At 68.2% G+C, this 15166-nt stretch carries 16 protein-coding genes; 3 read left to right on the forward strand and 13 right to left on the reverse strand.

Annotation, left to right across the window (positions count from 1 at the left end; genetic code table 11):
* Nucleotides 1-5: 5 nt before the first annotated feature.
* Together AOZ06_RS38745 and AOZ06_RS38750 are read right to left on the reverse strand one after the other, a co-directional pair.
* Entirely contained in the window at nt 6-1043 is a 1038-nt protein-coding gene (locus AOZ06_RS38745) for an aliphatic amidase (RefSeq protein WP_054293920.1), read from the reverse strand.
* Nucleotides 1043-1672: an AmiS/UreI family transporter gene (locus AOZ06_RS38750; RefSeq protein WP_083472211.1), complete on the reverse strand. Its 630-nt coding sequence runs from the start codon at nt 1670-1672 to the stop codon at nt 1043-1045. The genes AOZ06_RS38745 and AOZ06_RS38750 overlap by 1 nt, the downstream gene beginning before the upstream one ends.
* Nucleotides 1673-1816: 144 nt before the next feature.
* Between AOZ06_RS38750 and AOZ06_RS38755 the strand changes: the two genes are divergently transcribed.
* Nucleotides 1817-2857, forward strand: a complete 1041-nt coding sequence (locus AOZ06_RS38755) for an alpha/beta fold hydrolase (protein ID WP_054293921.1) — start codon at nt 1817-1819, stop codon at nt 2855-2857.
* A 17-nt stretch (nt 2858-2874) separates the two neighbouring features.
* On the opposite strand, the gene AOZ06_RS38760 is transcribed toward AOZ06_RS38755, so the two are convergent.
* Nucleotides 2875-3384: a CcdC protein domain-containing protein gene (locus AOZ06_RS38760; protein ID WP_054293922.1), complete on the reverse strand. Its 510-nt coding sequence runs from the start codon at nt 3382-3384 to the stop codon at nt 2875-2877.
* 100 nt (nt 3385-3484) lie between these two features.
* Here AOZ06_RS38760 and AOZ06_RS38765 point away from each other — a divergent pair, with 100 nt between their 5' ends.
* Nucleotides 3485-4123 carry a TetR/AcrR family transcriptional regulator gene (locus AOZ06_RS38765; RefSeq protein WP_054293923.1) on the forward strand — a complete coding sequence of 213 codons (639 nt, stop codon included), beginning with the start codon at nt 3485-3487 and terminating at the stop codon, nt 4121-4123.
* A 4-nt stretch (nt 4124-4127) separates the two neighbouring features.
* On the opposite strand, the gene AOZ06_RS38770 is transcribed toward AOZ06_RS38765, so the two are convergent.
* A complete protein-coding gene (locus tag AOZ06_RS38770; protein WP_083472212.1) occupies nt 4128-6401 on the reverse strand; it encodes a putative Ig domain-containing protein in 2274 nt (757 codons plus the stop codon).
* Between the two features lie 838 nt (nt 6402-7239).
* Between AOZ06_RS38770 and AOZ06_RS57130 the strand changes: the two genes are divergently transcribed.
* Nucleotides 7240-7377: a hypothetical protein gene (locus AOZ06_RS57130; protein WP_157233488.1), complete on the forward strand. Its 138-nt coding sequence runs from the start codon at nt 7240-7242 to the stop codon at nt 7375-7377.
* 29 nt (nt 7378-7406) lie between these two features.
* On the opposite strand, the gene AOZ06_RS38775 is transcribed toward AOZ06_RS57130, so the two are convergent.
* The 9 genes from AOZ06_RS38775 to AOZ06_RS38815 all read right to left on the reverse strand — a co-directional run bounded on the left by AOZ06_RS38775 (nt 7407) and on the right by AOZ06_RS38815 (nt 15104).
* Entirely contained in the window at nt 7407-8471 is a 1065-nt protein-coding gene (locus AOZ06_RS38775) for a carboxylate-amine ligase (RefSeq protein ID WP_236951884.1), read from the reverse strand.
* 32 nt (nt 8472-8503) lie between these two features.
* Nucleotides 8504-8833: a DUF3140 domain-containing protein gene (locus AOZ06_RS38780; RefSeq protein ID WP_083472832.1), complete on the reverse strand. Its 330-nt coding sequence runs from the start codon at nt 8831-8833 to the stop codon at nt 8504-8506.
* 68 nt (nt 8834-8901) lie between these two features.
* On the reverse strand, nt 8902-9558 hold the full coding sequence (locus AOZ06_RS38785) for a response regulator (protein WP_054293924.1): 657 nt from the start codon (nt 9556-9558) through the stop codon (nt 8902-8904).
* The gene (locus tag AOZ06_RS38790; protein ID WP_054293925.1) at nt 9555-10676 is read right to left on the reverse strand and encodes a sensor histidine kinase; all 1122 of its coding nucleotides are present in this window, start codon (nt 10674-10676) and stop codon (nt 9555-9557) included. Before AOZ06_RS38790 ends, AOZ06_RS38785 begins: the two co-directional genes overlap by 4 nt.
* Complete coding sequence (locus AOZ06_RS38795; protein WP_063810535.1) at nt 10673-11230, reverse strand: DUF1453 family protein; 558 nt, start codon at nt 11228-11230, stop codon at nt 10673-10675. Before AOZ06_RS38795 ends, AOZ06_RS38790 begins: the two co-directional genes overlap by 4 nt.
* A 112-nt stretch (nt 11231-11342) precedes the next feature.
* On the reverse strand, nt 11343-12590 hold the full coding sequence (locus tag AOZ06_RS38800; protein ID WP_054293927.1) for an NAD(P)/FAD-dependent oxidoreductase: 1248 nt from the start codon (nt 12588-12590) through the stop codon (nt 11343-11345).
* Between the two features lie 90 nt (nt 12591-12680).
* The gene (infA, locus tag AOZ06_RS38805; RefSeq protein WP_054293928.1) at nt 12681-12905 is read right to left on the reverse strand and encodes a translation initiation factor IF-1; all 225 of its coding nucleotides are present in this window, start codon (nt 12903-12905) and stop codon (nt 12681-12683) included.
* Nucleotides 12875-13684 (reverse strand): GNAT family N-acetyltransferase, encoded by an 810-nt coding sequence (locus AOZ06_RS38810; protein ID WP_054293929.1) that lies wholly within the window; start codon nt 13682-13684, stop codon nt 12875-12877. The genes infA and AOZ06_RS38810 overlap by 31 nt, the downstream gene beginning before the upstream one ends.
* A 271-nt stretch (nt 13685-13955) precedes the next feature.
* Nucleotides 13956-15104, reverse strand: coding sequence for an epoxide hydrolase family protein (locus AOZ06_RS38815; RefSeq protein WP_054293930.1), 1149 nt, complete (start codon nt 15102-15104; stop codon nt 13956-13958).
* Between the last annotated feature and the right edge of the window lie 62 nt (nt 15105-15166).

Genomic DNA, 15166 nt, shown 5'->3' on the forward strand with positions numbered 1-15166 from the left:
CTGGCTCAGGCCTCCATGGTCTTCTCGACCGGCAGGTTGCCGACTTCGCAACCGGCCACGCCGACCGTGTCACGGGTGATCGCTTCGACGGTCTCCCTTGCCTTCTGCGCGTCGGTGACCCACAGCTTGTAGAAGTCGAACGGGCAGTCGGCCACGCCGAGGTCGCCGTCACCGGCCGCGTGCACGCCGGAGTAGCCGCGGTGCAGGAGCTTGAACAGGTGGTTCTGCGACTGGTCGTAGCGCCGGGCGTCGCGGATCGCCGACAGGGACAACTGCGCGTACTGGATCCCGTACTCCTCCTCGCCGGTCTCACCGAGCGTGCGGCCGTCGAAACCGATGATCGAGGAGTGGCCGAAGTACGAGTAGACGCCGTCGAAACCGGCCGCGTTCGCCACGGCGACGTAGGTGTTGTTGGCCCACGCCATCGCTTTGGCCATCAGCACCTGCTGGTCCTTTGCCGGGTACATGTAGCCCTGGCAGCGCACGATCAGCTCGGCGCCCTTCATCGCGCAGTCGCGCCAGATCTCCGGGTAGTTGCCGTCGTCGCAGATGATCAGCGAGATCTTCATGCCCTTCGGGCCGTCGGTGACGTAGGTGCGGTCGCCCGGGTACCAGCCCTCGATCGGGCACCACGGCAGGATCTTGCGGTACTTCTGGACGATCTCGCCCTGGTCGTTGATGAGCACCAACGTGTTGTACGGCGGCTTGTTCGGGTGGTCCTCGTGTTGCTCACCCGTGATCGAGAAGACGCCCCAGGTACGGGCTTCGCGGCAGGCGGCGGCGAAGATGTCGGTCTCGTCGCCGGGGACGCTCGCGGCCGTCGCGTACATCTCCTCGGTGTCGTACATGATTCCCTGCGTCGAGTACTCCGGGAACACCACGAGGTCCATCCCCGGCAGGCCGGACTTCATCCCGACCAGCATCTCGGCGATCTTGCGGGCGTTGGCCAGCACTTCCTCCCGGTTGTGCAGGCGCGGCATCTTGTAGTTGACGACCGCGACGCCGACGGTGTCGGGGCTGGCGGAAATGTCTCCGTGACGCATCAGTTCTCCTTGACCAGAACGGTGGGACGGTCGGTTGCGGGCGTGATGTCCCGCGCCAGCCACGCGGCCGCGGCGACGAGCAGCGCGGCGACGACGGCGGCGATCACGGCGGGGGCCGCGCCGGACGGGTAGGCGCCGGTCAGCGCGAGGAAGGCGGGCAGGGTGCAGGTCGGCTGGCTGAGCAGCACGGTCGTCCAGCCGGTGAACCGGGTCAGGCCGGTGCGGCGCAGCCCGAGGACGAGGAAGAAGAGTGTCCACAGCAGACCCCACGCGAGCCAGATGACGCCGGAGGTCGGGTCGTCGAAGCGCCAGAAGGAGATCCCGGCGTAGACGACCGTGGTGACGGCGACGAACAGGCTGAACCAGCCGAGGCCCTCGGGTTCGAGGCCGGCGAGGTTGTTGATGCCGACGTAGAGGTACGTGAAGCCGAACAGGTACAGCCCGGACGCGGCGAGGATCGCGTCGCCGTTGCCGCCGGCCTGGATGATGAGCACGGTCGGCGTCACGCACAGCAGCGAGCCGACGAACAGGTTGAGCACAGCGGCCGACCGGGCAGGGATCCGATCGAGCAGCATGAGGCCGTTGATCAGGAGCACCGCGCCGACGTAGAGCTGTCCGACGTAGTTCACCGCCCCCTCCGATCGTTTCAGGCGGAATAGATTCACATGAAACTAAGTTGGCACGGCGAAGCCGTCAAGAGGTCACCGCCTTGACATCAACTATTTTCATCCGAGATATTTCCGCCTGGACCAACCACGACGGGCGGTGACACCGTGACGGACGACGGCGTGCACGAGATCGAGAACCTCACCCTGTCCTGCGGCAGGACGCTGAGGCGGGCCAGGATCGCCTACCGGACCCACGGGACGCTGAACGAGGACAGGACCAACGCGATCCTCTACCCGACCTGGTACTCGGGGCGGCACTGGGACAACGAGTGGCTGATCGGCGACGGGCGCGCGCTGGACCCGGCGAGGTGGTTCATCATCGTGCCGAACATGCTGGGCAACGGCCTGTCCAGCTCACCGTCCAACAGCCCAGCGCCCGACAACGGCCCGGCCTTCCCGCCGATCCGCGTGATCGACAACGTGCACGCCCAGCACAAGCTGGTCACCGAGCACTTCGGCATCACGACGCTGCCACTGGTGCTCGGCTGGTCGATGGGAGCGGGCCAGACCTACCAGTGGGCCGTGAGCCACCCGGAGATGGTGCAGCGGATCCTGCCGTTCTGCGGATCCCCGAGGACAGCGCCGCACAACCAGGTCTTCCTGGACTCACTGCGGGCGGCGCTGGAAGCCTCGGCGGGCTTCGACGGCGGCCGCTACACCACGCCACCGGAGCAAGGACTGCGCGCGTTCGCCCGCATCTACGCGGGCTGGGGCTTCTCCCAAGCCTTCTACTGGAACGAGTGCTGGCGGGAACTCGGCTACACGTCACTGGAAGACTTCGCCGTCGGCTTCTGGGAAGGCTTCTTCCTGGACGGCCGCGACCCGAACAACCTCCTGACCATGCTCGACACGTGGTGGCACGGCGATGTCGGGGCGACGCCCGGCTTCTCGTCCACAGAGGAGGCGCTGGCGTCGATCCGCGCCACGACGATCGTGATGCCGGCCGAGAAAGACCTCTACTTCCCGCCCGAGGATGAGGCGTGGACGGTGTCCCGGATGACGAATGGTGCCGAGTTGCGGGTCATACCCGGAGTTTGGGGCCATTTCGCCGGCGGTGGCGCACCCGGCCGGGATCCGCGGAACGCCGACACGACGTTCATCGACCGCGCCGTCGCCGACCTGCTGGACCGCCCGTCCGGCATCTGACGTCCTGTCCACGATGACTATCGGCGCAGGCGGTCGTTGAGGAGCCTGTCCCACGGGCGTTCTTTGTCTTTGGCGAACGGGGTTTCCGACGCCAGTCCGCGGGGGAAGAGCACGGCCGCCTCACCGGCGAAGCTGATCCCGATCGCGAGTTGGTACGGCCGGGCTTGCGGGTGCATGCCGAGCTTCACGGCCAGCAGGCCGTACCCGCCGGACACCACCACACCTGCCACGAACAGCAGGAGGCTCCACTTGGTGTACTTCTGCCAGAGCTCGCCGTCTTTCTCGTAGAGCCGCACTGTTGTCGCCCGTGCCGCACCGAAGCCGAACCCGATCACGCAGCCGCCGATCACCCAGGCGATGTCGGTGCCGGTCAGCCCGTCGAAGTTCACCACGCCCACCACGCCGATCGCGGTCAGCACGATCGGCGGCCCGAGCAGATCACGCCAGTTCAGCGGCTCACCGTTCACCCGCAGGACCAGGACGACGACACACCCGACGACCAGGAGCGCCAAAAGCCAGCCGTTCACTCCGAACCCCCTCGACCCCCGCTGCCGGACCGGGCCGTCGCGGGACACCACGACCTCCGGATCGGCGCTAATTTAGCACGGGCATGCTATATTAACAATCGTGCCCAAGATCGTGATTCCCGAAGCTCGCCGCAAGGCCGTCAGCTCAGCCGTCATCCAGCTGGTCACCAGGGAGGGCTTCGAGGGCGCGAGTCTGCGCAACGTCGCCGACGAGGCCGGGCTCGCCATCGGCTCCGTCCGGCACTACTTCGCCGACCACGAAGAGTTGATGATCTTCACCATGCGCGAGCTCGGCCAGCGGATCGGCGCCCGGGTGGCGACGCATGTCGGCAAGCTCATGTCCGACGCCCCTGACGTCGACCGCCGGACACTCGTCGAGGCCCTGTTCGCGGAGTTCCTCCCGCTCGACTCCACCCGGACGGAGGAGGCCGTGGCGTGGCTGGCTTTTGTCGTCGCCGCTCGTACTCGCCCGGCGTTGCGGCCCACCGCCGAAGAGCAGAACCAGCACATGCGCGCCCTCATCAGCCGGATCCTGCGTGAGGCCGTCGCGCGCGGCGGTCTGCCCGCGGAACTGGACATCGAGGTCGAGACGCTGCGGCTTTCCGCACTGCTGGACGGGTTGACGCTCCAGGCAGTCGTGTACCCGCGGTCGACCACACCCGAATCGCTGGTCGCGGCACTCAGGACAAGTGTGGCCGCGCTGGCCGGACGCGGCCAACGCGGCTGCACGAGTGACTAGTTGTCTAGCAGGCTCCTCCGTCCTGCCACACGCTCCACGAGGTGGGGGCGCCAGGCTCGGCACCCGTGGAGTACCAAATGGACTTCCACTGGTGCCCGTTGTGGCTCACCTCGTCGTTGGGCACGTATGGGGTTGCCGCGTCCCAGGCCGGGGCGCTGCATCCGCCACCGCCGCCGGGTTCGATCGTCCACGAGAACGTCGCAGAACCGCTACGCGCCGGAGACGCACTGTCCGTCGCAGTCACCGTCACCGACGACGTACCCTCGGCAGTCGGCGTACCGGAGATGAGACCACCGTCGCTGATGGACAAACCAGCAGGCAGACCCGTGGCAGTCCAGTGCAACGGCGCAGTACCGCCAGTCGCGCTCAGCTGGAGGTTGACCGCCGTGTTGACCTCGGTGGTCTGTGCACCGGGGTTGTCGACAGCCGGGCCGGTGCCGCCCTGAGGCCGGACGGTCCACGAGAACGTCGCAGAACCGCTACGCGCCGGAGACGCACTGTCCGTCGCAGTCACCGTCACCGACGACGTACCCTCGGCAGTCGGCGTACCGGAGATGAGACCACCGTCGCTGATGGACAGACCCGCGGGCAGACCCGTGGCAGTCCAGTGCAACGGCGCGGTGCCGCCGGTTGCGGCCAGCTGAAGGTTGACCGTCGTGTTCACGGTCGTGGTCTGCGCGCCGGGGTTGGTGACGGTCGGGCCGGTGTTGGTCGGCGTGCAGGTCGCCTCGCCGGACTGGGCCGGCACGCTCACGGCGTTCCACGCTGCCTTGATGGCGTCGAAGTTGGTGCAGACGCCCGGGGTCAGGTTCTTGGCAGCTTGCAGCGTCCACGTCCGGTAACGCAGGTAGGACGCGCCGCTGGTCTTCATCAACATGGCGTTGTAGAAGATCTTCGTGGCGGTCTCCATGCCGATGCCGGTCACGGTCGTGCTGTTGCAGGTCGGGCTGGCCGGGTGGCCGTTGCCCGGGTTGCTGCCCATGGCGGCCAGGTAGAACCAGTGGTTCCCGGGGCCCGCTGCCTTGTGCACCTCGGTGGTCGGGATCGAGCTCGAGTAGCAGTTCGGGTCGTTGTTGACCAGCGACGGGTTGTACATGTTGCGGATCGGGCCGCGGCCGACGAGGTTGATCGTCTCGCCGACGAGGAAGTCCGGCACGTCGTAGGGCGCGGGCTCGTTGGCGAACCACTCGGTGGCCGCGCCGAACACGTCGGCGACGAACTCCTGCGTGCCGCTGCCGGAGATGCCGCCGGGGGTGCGGTCGTCGATGCCGTGGCCGTGCTCGTGGGCGACGACGTCGAGCGAGGAGATCCACTGGTTCTGGCCGTTGCGGCCGATCTGGATCTGGGAGCCGTCGTAGAACGCGTTCTGCTGGTTGAGGCCGACGCGGACCGGCCAGCCGCCGCCGTTGCCGTCGAAGCTGTTGCGGCCGAGCCACTGCGACAGCATCTTGTTCTCCGTCTGCATGGCGAACATCGCGTCCGCGCAGCCGGTTTCCTTGCTGGTGGCGTTGCCGTTGCCCCAGGAGTCCGTGGTCTTGGAGAACGTGGTGTTGTTGGAGATGTCCTGGCACTGCTCGGTCGGGTGTGCCGGGTCGCGCAGCAGGAAGTTGTTGCCCGACTTGGTGGTGTCGATGCGCACCGGCTTCGGGCCGTTCCACGCCGTGTTGGCGTCGCCGTTCATGACGCGTTCCTGGCTGTGCAGGATCGCGCCGGTCAACGCGTCCACCACGACGGTCTGCCTGCTCGGGCCGTCCTTGTCGGCGCCGGCGACCGTGGTCTCCCACGCCAGCCTCGGTGCGCCGAGCGCGAACACGACCTGCCGGGTGCCCTCCACCCGGTCGAGGCGCGTCAGTTGCTTGCGGGCGGTCGACTCGGCGGCTTCCTTGCGCACCAACGGAGTCGTGTCGGGCAGGTCAATGGTCTGCTCCTGAGCCACCGACGTGTTGAGCACCTGTCCGGCGGCGTTGGTGACGACGACGAAATCACCACCGACCACCGGCAGCCCCTTGTGGGTGCGCTCGTACGGCACGTAGTTCAGTCCAGCGGTACCGGAAATCGCTTGCAGTTGCACGAATGTGTCGTGCGTGCTGGCGTGTAACGCCGCCGGTCGGCTGGCGACCAGGCTCGACGCCACGTTCACGGCTCTCGTCAGTGCGGTGGGCGCGGCGGGTTCCGCCGGCTGCGCCGCCACTGCCGACACGGCTCCGGCAACGAGCGTGACGCCGGCGACAGCCGCGAGCCCCGCTCGTCGAAAATGCCGAATTCTCCGAAATGACATTTTTGTGCCACCCTTCAGGCAGGGAAGTGGTGACCGAAGTAAAGGTCTAGACCTATGGGTCGTCAATGGCCATCCGGTAAAATATGGGTCATTGATATGCCCGCGAACGGCCTAATCCGGCTCCATGATCCGAGGTCGGCGCGCCGGTACCGACAAGGCGTCCCCGCAGTCCGTCACACAGGGGCGATAACCAGTGCGCGAGAACAACTCGACCGTAACAGACAAATTGCCGCAGGCCGCGCCCGCGACCCTGATCGACGGCGGGTTCGTTTGCGCCGCCGACGAACGCGACCGCCTCTACCCAAGGGGTCGGTGGTGCTGATCGGCGGGCGGATCCCGGCCGACACGGGCGGCACACCGGTCCGGTCGCGGCAGGCGGTGGCATCCGTGCCCTGTCAGCGATCTTCGACGCCATATCGATCCACCGCCTCGGGAAAGCGGGCCTGCTCAACGAACGGCTGCTCTCGGTGCGCACCGCGTTCGTCAGCGGCACCGAACGGGATCTGCTGCTCAAGTCCGGGTTCACACTGTCGCATTCGCCCGGGAAGTACGGCGCGACGGGCGAATCGGCGATCAGCGGCAGCACACTCGGCATGATCGAGGCAATGCGAATGGCGTGGCCCGGTCACAACGAGGTGTGGCCGGACGAAACGACAGGGCGGGCGAGTACCGCGCCGGCAATGGGAACACGCCTCGGTGCGAAGGCTGTGCTGGCACGACCAGATCGGCAGCCTGGAGAAAGGAAAACAGCACGACCTCGTCCTCGATCCCGCCAATGACCGGCGTTTCCTGCTGCGTTCCCGGCCACTGGACGGCGTGCTGTCGATGGGATCGTCGAATGACGTGGACACCGTCCTCGTCGCGGCCCGCGCGCTCGTGGAGAACGATCGTTCTCCTGGACGAGCTGGAGCTGCGAACGCGTTTCGTCGCCGCCGTCGAGTCGTTCACCGGGCGGATGCGCGGTGCCACGCCGTAAGGCCCCACATCAGGTGGCTCACGCCGAGCTCAGCGTTCTTCCATCGCGGTCATCAGTTCGTCGACCGCGGCCACCGGGTTCCCGGCTTGACGCTGCCTGCGCACACCCGTTCCACGACCGGTCACTTTGTCCACGAGGTCACGCACTGCCGAGTCGTCGAGCATGTCGACCAGTTCCTTCACCAGGCCCCAGCCGTCGGCCCGCTGCCCGGTCCGCACGTCGATTCCCGGGCCGTCCAGACCGTGACGTGCCGCCGACCATAAGGCCGCCGCGCCGCGTTGCCCGTCAACCGGGCGGGCTTCCCGACCGGCGGCCAGTTCCGCGAGGGCATACCGGACCAGGCCTCGTGTCAGCGCACATTGCAGCACTGCCTCGTCGGCGGTGGCCGCCGCGTCGGCGACCCGGACTTCGACCGTGGGATACCGCGGCGACGGGCGGGCGAGCCAGAAGCTCATGGTGTCGTCGGCGAGGACTCCCCAGTCCACAAGGGACTCCGTGGCCTCGTCGAACGCGGCGGCGGAGCCGAACCACGGCGTCAGCCCGCCGCCGGGCAGGCGGGACTGCTGGATCATCCGCCAGCTGGCGTACCCCGTGTCCTTGCCGGAGTCGTACGGGGAATTGGCCGACAACGCCAGCAGCACGGGCATCCACGGCGACAAGTGATTGATCACGGCGACCGCCGTGTCCCGATCGGGCACTCCGATGTGGACGTGGCAACCGGATACCTGGTAGTCCTGGAGGACCTTGGCGTACATCGTGGTGATCCGCTCGAACCGCGTACCGTCCGACACAGGCAGATCGGTGGGGCTGAGCGCAGCTGTCCCGCTGGACACCACCGCCAAACCCTCACCGCGGGCGGCTTCCGCCAGCAGCCGGCGGCCCGTCAGAAGGTGCTCGTGGAGCTCGGTCATCGACGTGCACACGCCGCTGGCGAACTCCACTTGGCTGCTGAGCAGCTCAGGGTGCAGCGCGGCGCCCCGGGGGAGAACGCCCGCCGCCGCGCGCTTCAGCACCGCGCCGGCCCGTGCCACCGTGTGCCGGGAAGCCCGGTCGACAACCAGGAACTCTTCTTCCACCCCGAATGTGTGCACCACACCCGGCGAATACCCGAACTCCTGTGCCCGAATCAGGACTTGAGCGGATCGTGCCCCCAGTTCATCAGGGAGTAACGCCAGCGACTGTCCTCCACGTCGCCGCTGGGGCGTTGGGCCAGGTGCCGGTGCACGTATCCCACGACCTTGCGCATGTGCGCGTAGTCGCCGTCGGTCAGGTCGTCACGGGACTTGCCCAGCAGTTTGACGATGTGACGGCCGGACGCGTGCCCGGTCGACTCACCGTCGGACTTGTCGCCGACGGACTTCGACTCGTCGCTTTTCAGCCACTCGTCCAGCTGTTTGGCGGTCATGTTGACCGCGCTGCCGAAGTCCTGCCGGATGTCCTGCTGCTCGTCGGACACGACGCTGCTCCCTTCCAGCTTCACACTCGCCAGTCGGAGTACCCAGGCGCCGGGTTCTCATGCGGTTGTCAGTGGTTCGGCGGACTCCCGGCCGCGAGCGTCAGGGCCAGCCGCACGGCGTCGGCACGGGAGTGCAGGTCTGCCTTGGCGAACAGGTTGTTGATGTGCGTTTTCACGGTCGCCTCGGTGATGTACAGCTGCCGGGCGATCTCGCTGTTGCGCAGCCCCTGGCCGATCAGGTCGAGGATTTCACGTTCCCGGGCGGTCAGCGGGACGGTGGTGTCCGGTTCGGGCGCGGGTGTGCGGCTGGCGAGCGTGAGCAGGCGGGACTGCACGGCCGGGTCCAGAACGGAATGCCCGGCGTGGGCGCTGCGCACGGCTTGGATGATCGTGGCGCGGTCGGCGTCCTTGGTGAGGTAGCCGCGGGCACCGGCGTGCAGCGCGGCGAGGATCGACTCGTCGTCCTCGAACGTGGTCAGCACCACCACTCGCAGGTCGGGATGGGTGGCGTGCAGCAGCTTGGTGGCTTCGACACCGCCCATGACCGGCATGTTCAGGTCCATCAGCACGACCTGCGGGGAGTGCTCGTCCACGGCGGCGACCGCGTCCTCGCCATCGGCGGCGGTGCCGACCACGGTGATGTCGGGGTCGAGATCCAGCATGACGGCGAGCGCGTCGCGTACCGCGGTCTGGTCGTCCACGACCAGCAGCCGGATCGGGGTCATCGCGGCAGCTCCAATCGGACCGTCCAGCCCTGGTCGGCGGGACCGGCATACAGGGTGCCACCCAGCAGACTCGCGCGCTCGCGCATGCCGACCAGGCCCATGCCGCTGCCCGCGTGGTCCGGTGTGGTCACGGCCCCGGCGGCGCCCGTGTCGGTGACCGTGAGGCGCACCAGTTGGTCGGAGTACTCCAGAAGCAGGTTCACCTCGGCTCCCGGGGCGTGCCGGTGGGCGTTGGTGACCGCTTCCTGCGCGGTGCGGATGACCGCCTGGGCGACTTCGACACGCACGTCGCCAGGCTCTCCCCGGACGGCGAATCCGGCCGCGTTGCCGTTCGCCAGGTTGGTGAGCGTCTGCGCCAACGGCAACGTGTCCTCCCGCAGGGCGTGGATCGCACGGCGGGTCTCGCCCATTCCGGACACCGCCATGGCCCGTGCGCGCCGCACCGCTTCGTTGGCCTCGTCGTCACGGCCTCCCCCGTGCAAGGCGTCGGCCATCTCCAGTTGCATCGCGATCCCGGACAGGGCGTGGCCGAGGACGTCGTGGATCTCCCTGGCGATCCGGCCGCGCTCCTCCAGCGCCGCCTCCCGTGCCTCGGACACGGCCGCGCGGCGCGCTTGCGTGGCGGCCAGTTCGGCCGCGGCCATCGCTTCGGCCCGGTTGCGACGGGCGATGCCGATGTACACCGGCAGACCGACGGTCAGCGGCAGCCACCAGGACGAGGTGCCGAGCACGTGCAGCAGGTCGGCAGCGGCCCAGGTCGCGATGACCGCGACGGCGGTCCCGGCGCCCGCGATGGTGAACGCCTGCCTGCGGCCCAGCCGCTCCCCCGCAGTGGCGGTCGCGACGACGACCAGCACCACCGCTGCCGTGTCCGTGGCCAGCGGGAACAGCAACGCGCTGCTCACGGCGAACACTGGGATCAGAATCCGCTCGGCGGGCTGGCGCCGTGGCAGGAGGCTGAGGGCCAGTCCGCAACCGATCGCCACCGCTGCCAGCCCCCACACCAGCCAGGCGAACGCGGCGGGCGGGTGGCCGGCGAGCTGGACCACGCTGACCACCGCGATGATCCCCAGGACGAACGGGCGGCGCAGCTTGTCGCGCTCCCTGTCGGTGTTCATGGCCGTGAATTGTTCCTCCACGTCTGCGCCTGCTGCTGCATCGCATCCAGCCTCGGCGACATCCGGTGCGGCTGGCCGTTGCGTCCCTTGGCCCACATGATCCGACCCTCGCTGCGTACGGCCTTGGACAGCACCACCAAGCCCTCCGCGAGCAGGCCCGCGCCCAGTGTGAACATCATCCCGTTGCCGCGGTCGGCGTTGGGGGCGACGGTGCCCAGCACGGCACCCGCGCCGAACTTGACCGCGATGTTGGCCGCCCACAGCACCAAGGTCATGACTGTGTATCGCAGGTGGACCACACCGTCCTTCTCGAACACCCGGGTGCTCGCCCCGCGAAGCAGGCCCAGCACAGCGCTGAGCACGGTGGTGGCGATCAGGAACCAGATGGAGGCCGGCGACTGGGCCACCTTCGTCAGATCGAGGAGCCCGGCTCCGAGGAGCACGGCGGGCAGCAGCAACAAGCGCTTGCCCTGGACCGGCTCACCGAGCAGGCGGCGGCCCAGCACGTAAGCGATGACAGCAATGATCAGGACGATCTCAACAGGACCGCTCATCGGCCCCACCTCCCACGCCAAGCAGGTCATTCGAACGTGATCAACGCTACGAACGCCACGCGCCGGAGTCGTGGGTCAGCCGCTGTATCCCGGGTGGAGATCCTGTCTCCACCTATCCCCGTGCGGCCTGTCCCCGTGCGGCGAGGTCCTGGATGACGGCCGCGGCGGCGCGACGGCCGGACACCAGCGCGCCTTGGATCGAACTCGTGTCACGGTGGTCGCCGCAGACATAACGCCCGTCAGCGATGCGCACCGGCTGCCGGAGCGGGTGTTGTGGTCCCATGACAGGCAAGGCCTGCGGAATCTCGTAGGTCCGCAGCAGGTCCCAGCCGCTCGTGTCCGTGCCGTACAAGGTGGACAGTCGTTCCCGTACGACGCCTTCGAGGTCCGGGTCGTCGCTGGGCTCGGGTATCGACGCGGCAACCAAAGCCCGTCCCGGCGGCGCGTGTCCCGGTGCGACATTGCTGATGACGGCTGTGTTCAGCAGAAGCTCGCCGTCGACCAGCAGGGTGCTGCCGGTGTCGGGCGGCGGCGCGGGCAGCCGGTAGTAGTACGTGACGACCGAGTGCCATTCCGGCGCGGTCACGCCGGGCAGCAGTTGAGCGGCGGCCGTGCCGTCGGTAGCGACGACAACAGCGCGGGCGTGGATGGCGTGACGCGTCCGCAGCCGCACACCGTGTTCGGTAACGGCGCTGACGTGCGTGTTGCAGCGGACCGTGCCGGGCCGGAGGAATGACGCGAGCAAGTGCGGCAGCGCGCCCATACCCGACGCGGGCAGCGCACCACCGCCGCGCAGGAACGACCGCCAGATCAGGTGGAACACACGCGACGACGTGCCGAGGTCGCGGTCCAGGAACACCCCTGCCAGGAAAGGGCGGAAAACGCTGTCGACGAGGCCCGGCGACAGTCCCACCTCGGACAGTTCAGCCGCTGTGGTCCGCCGCGGTTTCGACCGGATCGCCTTCGCGGGCGCCGCGATGTCCCGTGCGGAGAAGGCAGCGAGGGACAACACGTCACGCGTGTGCTGCACCGCGAACCGCGCCACGTCCCCCAACGCGGATCGGCGCGGGACCAGCTCCGTACGACCGTCTGCTCCCGCGGCGACAACACCACGAGCAAACGGCTGCAACCGCAGTGAGGCAAGGCCAGGCAACGCCTTCACCGCCGGATACGACGGCAGGAGCACCTGGAAGCCCCGGTCGAGCCGGAATCCGTCGACCACGTCGGTGCGTACGCGCCCGCCCACCTCGTCGGCCGACTCGCAGACCACGACGTCCAGCCCGGCTTGCCGCAGACGCCACGCGGCGCTCAGACCGGCCAGTCCGGCACCGACCACCACGACATCCGTCCGCTCGACCACCTGCGGCTCCTATCACTGGGTGTGATTCCAGGTACCCCGCCGGGGGCACACCAAACCCGAAGGTGTGCCCCCGGCGTCCACAGTGGTGTGTCAGGTGCGGTACCGGAAGAGGATCCGGCCGCGTGTGAGGTCGTACGGGCTGAGCTCGACGAGCACCCGGTCGTACGGCAGGATCTTGATGTAGTTCTTGCGGATCTTGCCGCTGATGTGCGCGAGCACCTTGTGCCCGTTCTCCAGTTCCACCCTGAAAGTGGCGTTACGCAGGCACTCCAGGACAGTGCCCGTTATTTCGATGCCGCCTGATCCGCGTGGCACAGCACCCTCCTTCCGCCGGTCAGTTCGATGTTGCTGCTCATGAGCTGGGCGCCGAGCCCCTCGAACAGGGCGATGGCCGCCTCGTTGGACTCGTTGACCTCGGCCCAGGCCGACTCGATCCCGTTGCGGTGCAACGTACCCAGCACGTGGCCCAGCAACGCGCGCGCGATGCCGCGACGGCGTTGCCCGGTCCGGACGGCCACCAGGCCGATTCGCGGCTGCCTGGTCGCCATCGCGATCCGGAGCAGCCCCACGTATCGGCCGGCGTGTGCTGCCACCGCGTACTTCGACGGGTGCACCGCCTGGCGGGGAAGGATCTCGGCGGGCATCTCCCGCCATCCGACGGATGTCTCGACCTCGTCGCGGATCACGCGGTCCAGTTCGCGCAGGAGGCGTTCCTCGGCCGCGCCGACGCCCACTACCGTCACGTCCGGCGGCGCCTCGGGGAGCTTGGTGACCTCGGGGTCCGTGGGGACGAGGTACTCCCATTCGCGGCGCCGGATCGTGAACCCGGCCCGCTGCCACCGGGCAGTCAGCTCGCGGTCGGCTTCGTCGACCACGGTGTACAACGGTGCCCCCAGGTCCGCCAGCATGGCGTCGGCGAGCAGGTCGAAGACTGTGTCATGCCACGAGTCGATGCTGAGGAAAACCCGGCCGTCGGGCCGGTGCGTGGTGTCGCCGCGGCCGACGACCCGGCCGTCGTCCACAGCATGCCACTGGTTCTCCGCGACTCGCGTGACCAGTACGCCCGTTTCCGACGGGAAACGCGCAGAATCCATAGGATGTTGCCTTTCGGGAGTGCGCAGTCGGCGCTCCCGGCGACACCTACGTCAATCGCCAGGCCGTGACGAAGTGGGGAGCACCCACGTCCAATCAACGTTCATGGGTCTCACCTCCTCCAGTGGTGTCACGGCTTCGCGCACGTTACAACCAGGCCACCGGCCAGCCAACTCATTTTCCCGGCCTTCACCGGTGCCCGTGTCCTGGTCGGCACGAAGCGGCCCAGCTCCCCCGGTTACGGGCGCGAGCTGGGCCTCTTCGAAGATCCGCCTAACGGTCGAAGAAGGTGCTGATGTCGGCCGCGAGCAGGTCGGGCACCTCCATCGCCGGGAAGTGGCCGCCCGCGTCGAACTCCGACCAGTGCGCGATCTGCCCGGCCGGGTCGACCAGCGAGCGGATCGTGTCGTCACCGGCGAAAACGGCGTAGCCGACCGGGGCGCTGGGCCCCCACGCGGCCTGGTCGCCGTCACCCTGCTGGGCGGCCATCTGGCGGTAGACCTGCATTCCTTCGTAGACCGCGTGCGCCGAGGACAGTCCCGACTGGGTGAACCACGCGATCGTGACGTTGGTGAGCACCTGGTCGATGTCCACCTTGTCCTGGGGCAGCTTCGACGCCGGGAACGTCCACTCCTTGAACTTCTCCACGATCCACGCGAGCTGCGCGATCGGCGAGTCGGTCAGGCCGTAGCCGACCGTCTGCGGTCGCGTGGCCTGGATGTGCAGGTAGCCGATGCCGTCCTGCTGCGTCTGGTTGAAGTGCTCGGCCCGGCGGAGGTCCTCGCCGGTCAGGCCGTCGGTGTCGATGGGCGGGCCGAACGGCAGCGCCGGGGACGTTCCGCTGAGGTGCACGCCGATGACGTGCTCGGCGGCGACCACGGGCATCAACAGGGACACGCCCGATCCCGCGTCCGTGCCGTGCACGGCGTAACGCGAGTAGTCGAGCCGCCGCATCAACTCCGCCCACGCGCCTGCCACCCGGAACAGGTTGCCCCAGCCCGGCTCGTTGACCGGCGTGGAGAAGCCGTAGCCGGGCAGTGCCGGGGCGACCACGTCGAAACCGGCTTCGACCAGCGGCTGGATCACCTTGGTGAACTCGAACGGCGAGCTGGGCCAGCCGTGGGTCATCAGCAGCGGCACGGCGTCCGGCCGCTGCGACTTCACGTGCAGGAAGTGGATGTCCTGGCCGTCGATGGTGGTCACGAACTGCGGGATCTCGTTGAGCTGCGCCTCACGGGCCCGCCAGTCGAACTCGCCGGCCCAGTACTCGGCGAGCTGCTTGAGGTAGTCGACCGGCACGCCCCTGGACCAGTCGCCGCCCGCGGGGTGGTGCGGCCACCGGGCGCGGGCCACGCGGTCGATCAGGTCGTCGAGGTCGGCCTGCGGGATGGCGATGCTGAACGGGCGGATCTCTTGTGTCATGGCAGCTACGTTATGACCTATTGCGGCAAGGATCGTTCCGCGTTTGCTGCGATAATTTTTCA

Origin of the sequence: Kibdelosporangium phytohabitans, assembly GCF_001302585.1 — a bacterium.
GTDB lineage: Bacteria > Actinomycetota > Actinomycetes > Mycobacteriales > Pseudonocardiaceae > Kibdelosporangium > Kibdelosporangium phytohabitans.

Coding starts and splice junctions, on each gene's coding strand:
- AOZ06_RS38745 (WP_054293920.1), bottom strand. CDS start 1,043: ATGCGTCACGGAGACATTTCCGCCAGCCCCGACACCGTCGGCGTCGCG.
- AOZ06_RS38770 (WP_083472212.1), bottom strand. CDS start 6,401: ATGTCATTTCGGAGAATTCGGCATTTTCGACGAGCGGGGCTCGCGGCT.
- AOZ06_RS57130 (WP_157233488.1), top strand. CDS start 7,240: ATGACGTGGACACCGTCCTCGTCGCGGCCCGCGCGCTCGTGGAGAACG.
- AOZ06_RS38785 (WP_054293924.1), bottom strand. CDS start 9,558: ATGACCCCGATCCGGCTGCTGGTCGTGGACGACCAGACCGCGGTACGC.
- AOZ06_RS38790 (WP_054293925.1), bottom strand. CDS start 10,676: ATGAACACCGACAGGGAGCGCGACAAGCTGCGCCGCCCGTTCGTCCTG.
- AOZ06_RS38795 (WP_063810535.1), bottom strand. CDS start 11,230: ATGAGCGGTCCTGTTGAGATCGTCCTGATCATTGCTGTCATCGCTTAC.
- AOZ06_RS38810 (WP_054293929.1), bottom strand. CDS start 13,684: ATGGATTCTGCGCGTTTCCCGTCGGAAACGGGCGTACTGGTCACGCGA.
- AOZ06_RS38815 (WP_054293930.1), bottom strand. CDS start 15,104: ATGACACAAGAGATCCGCCCGTTCAGCATCGCCATCCCGCAGGCCGAC.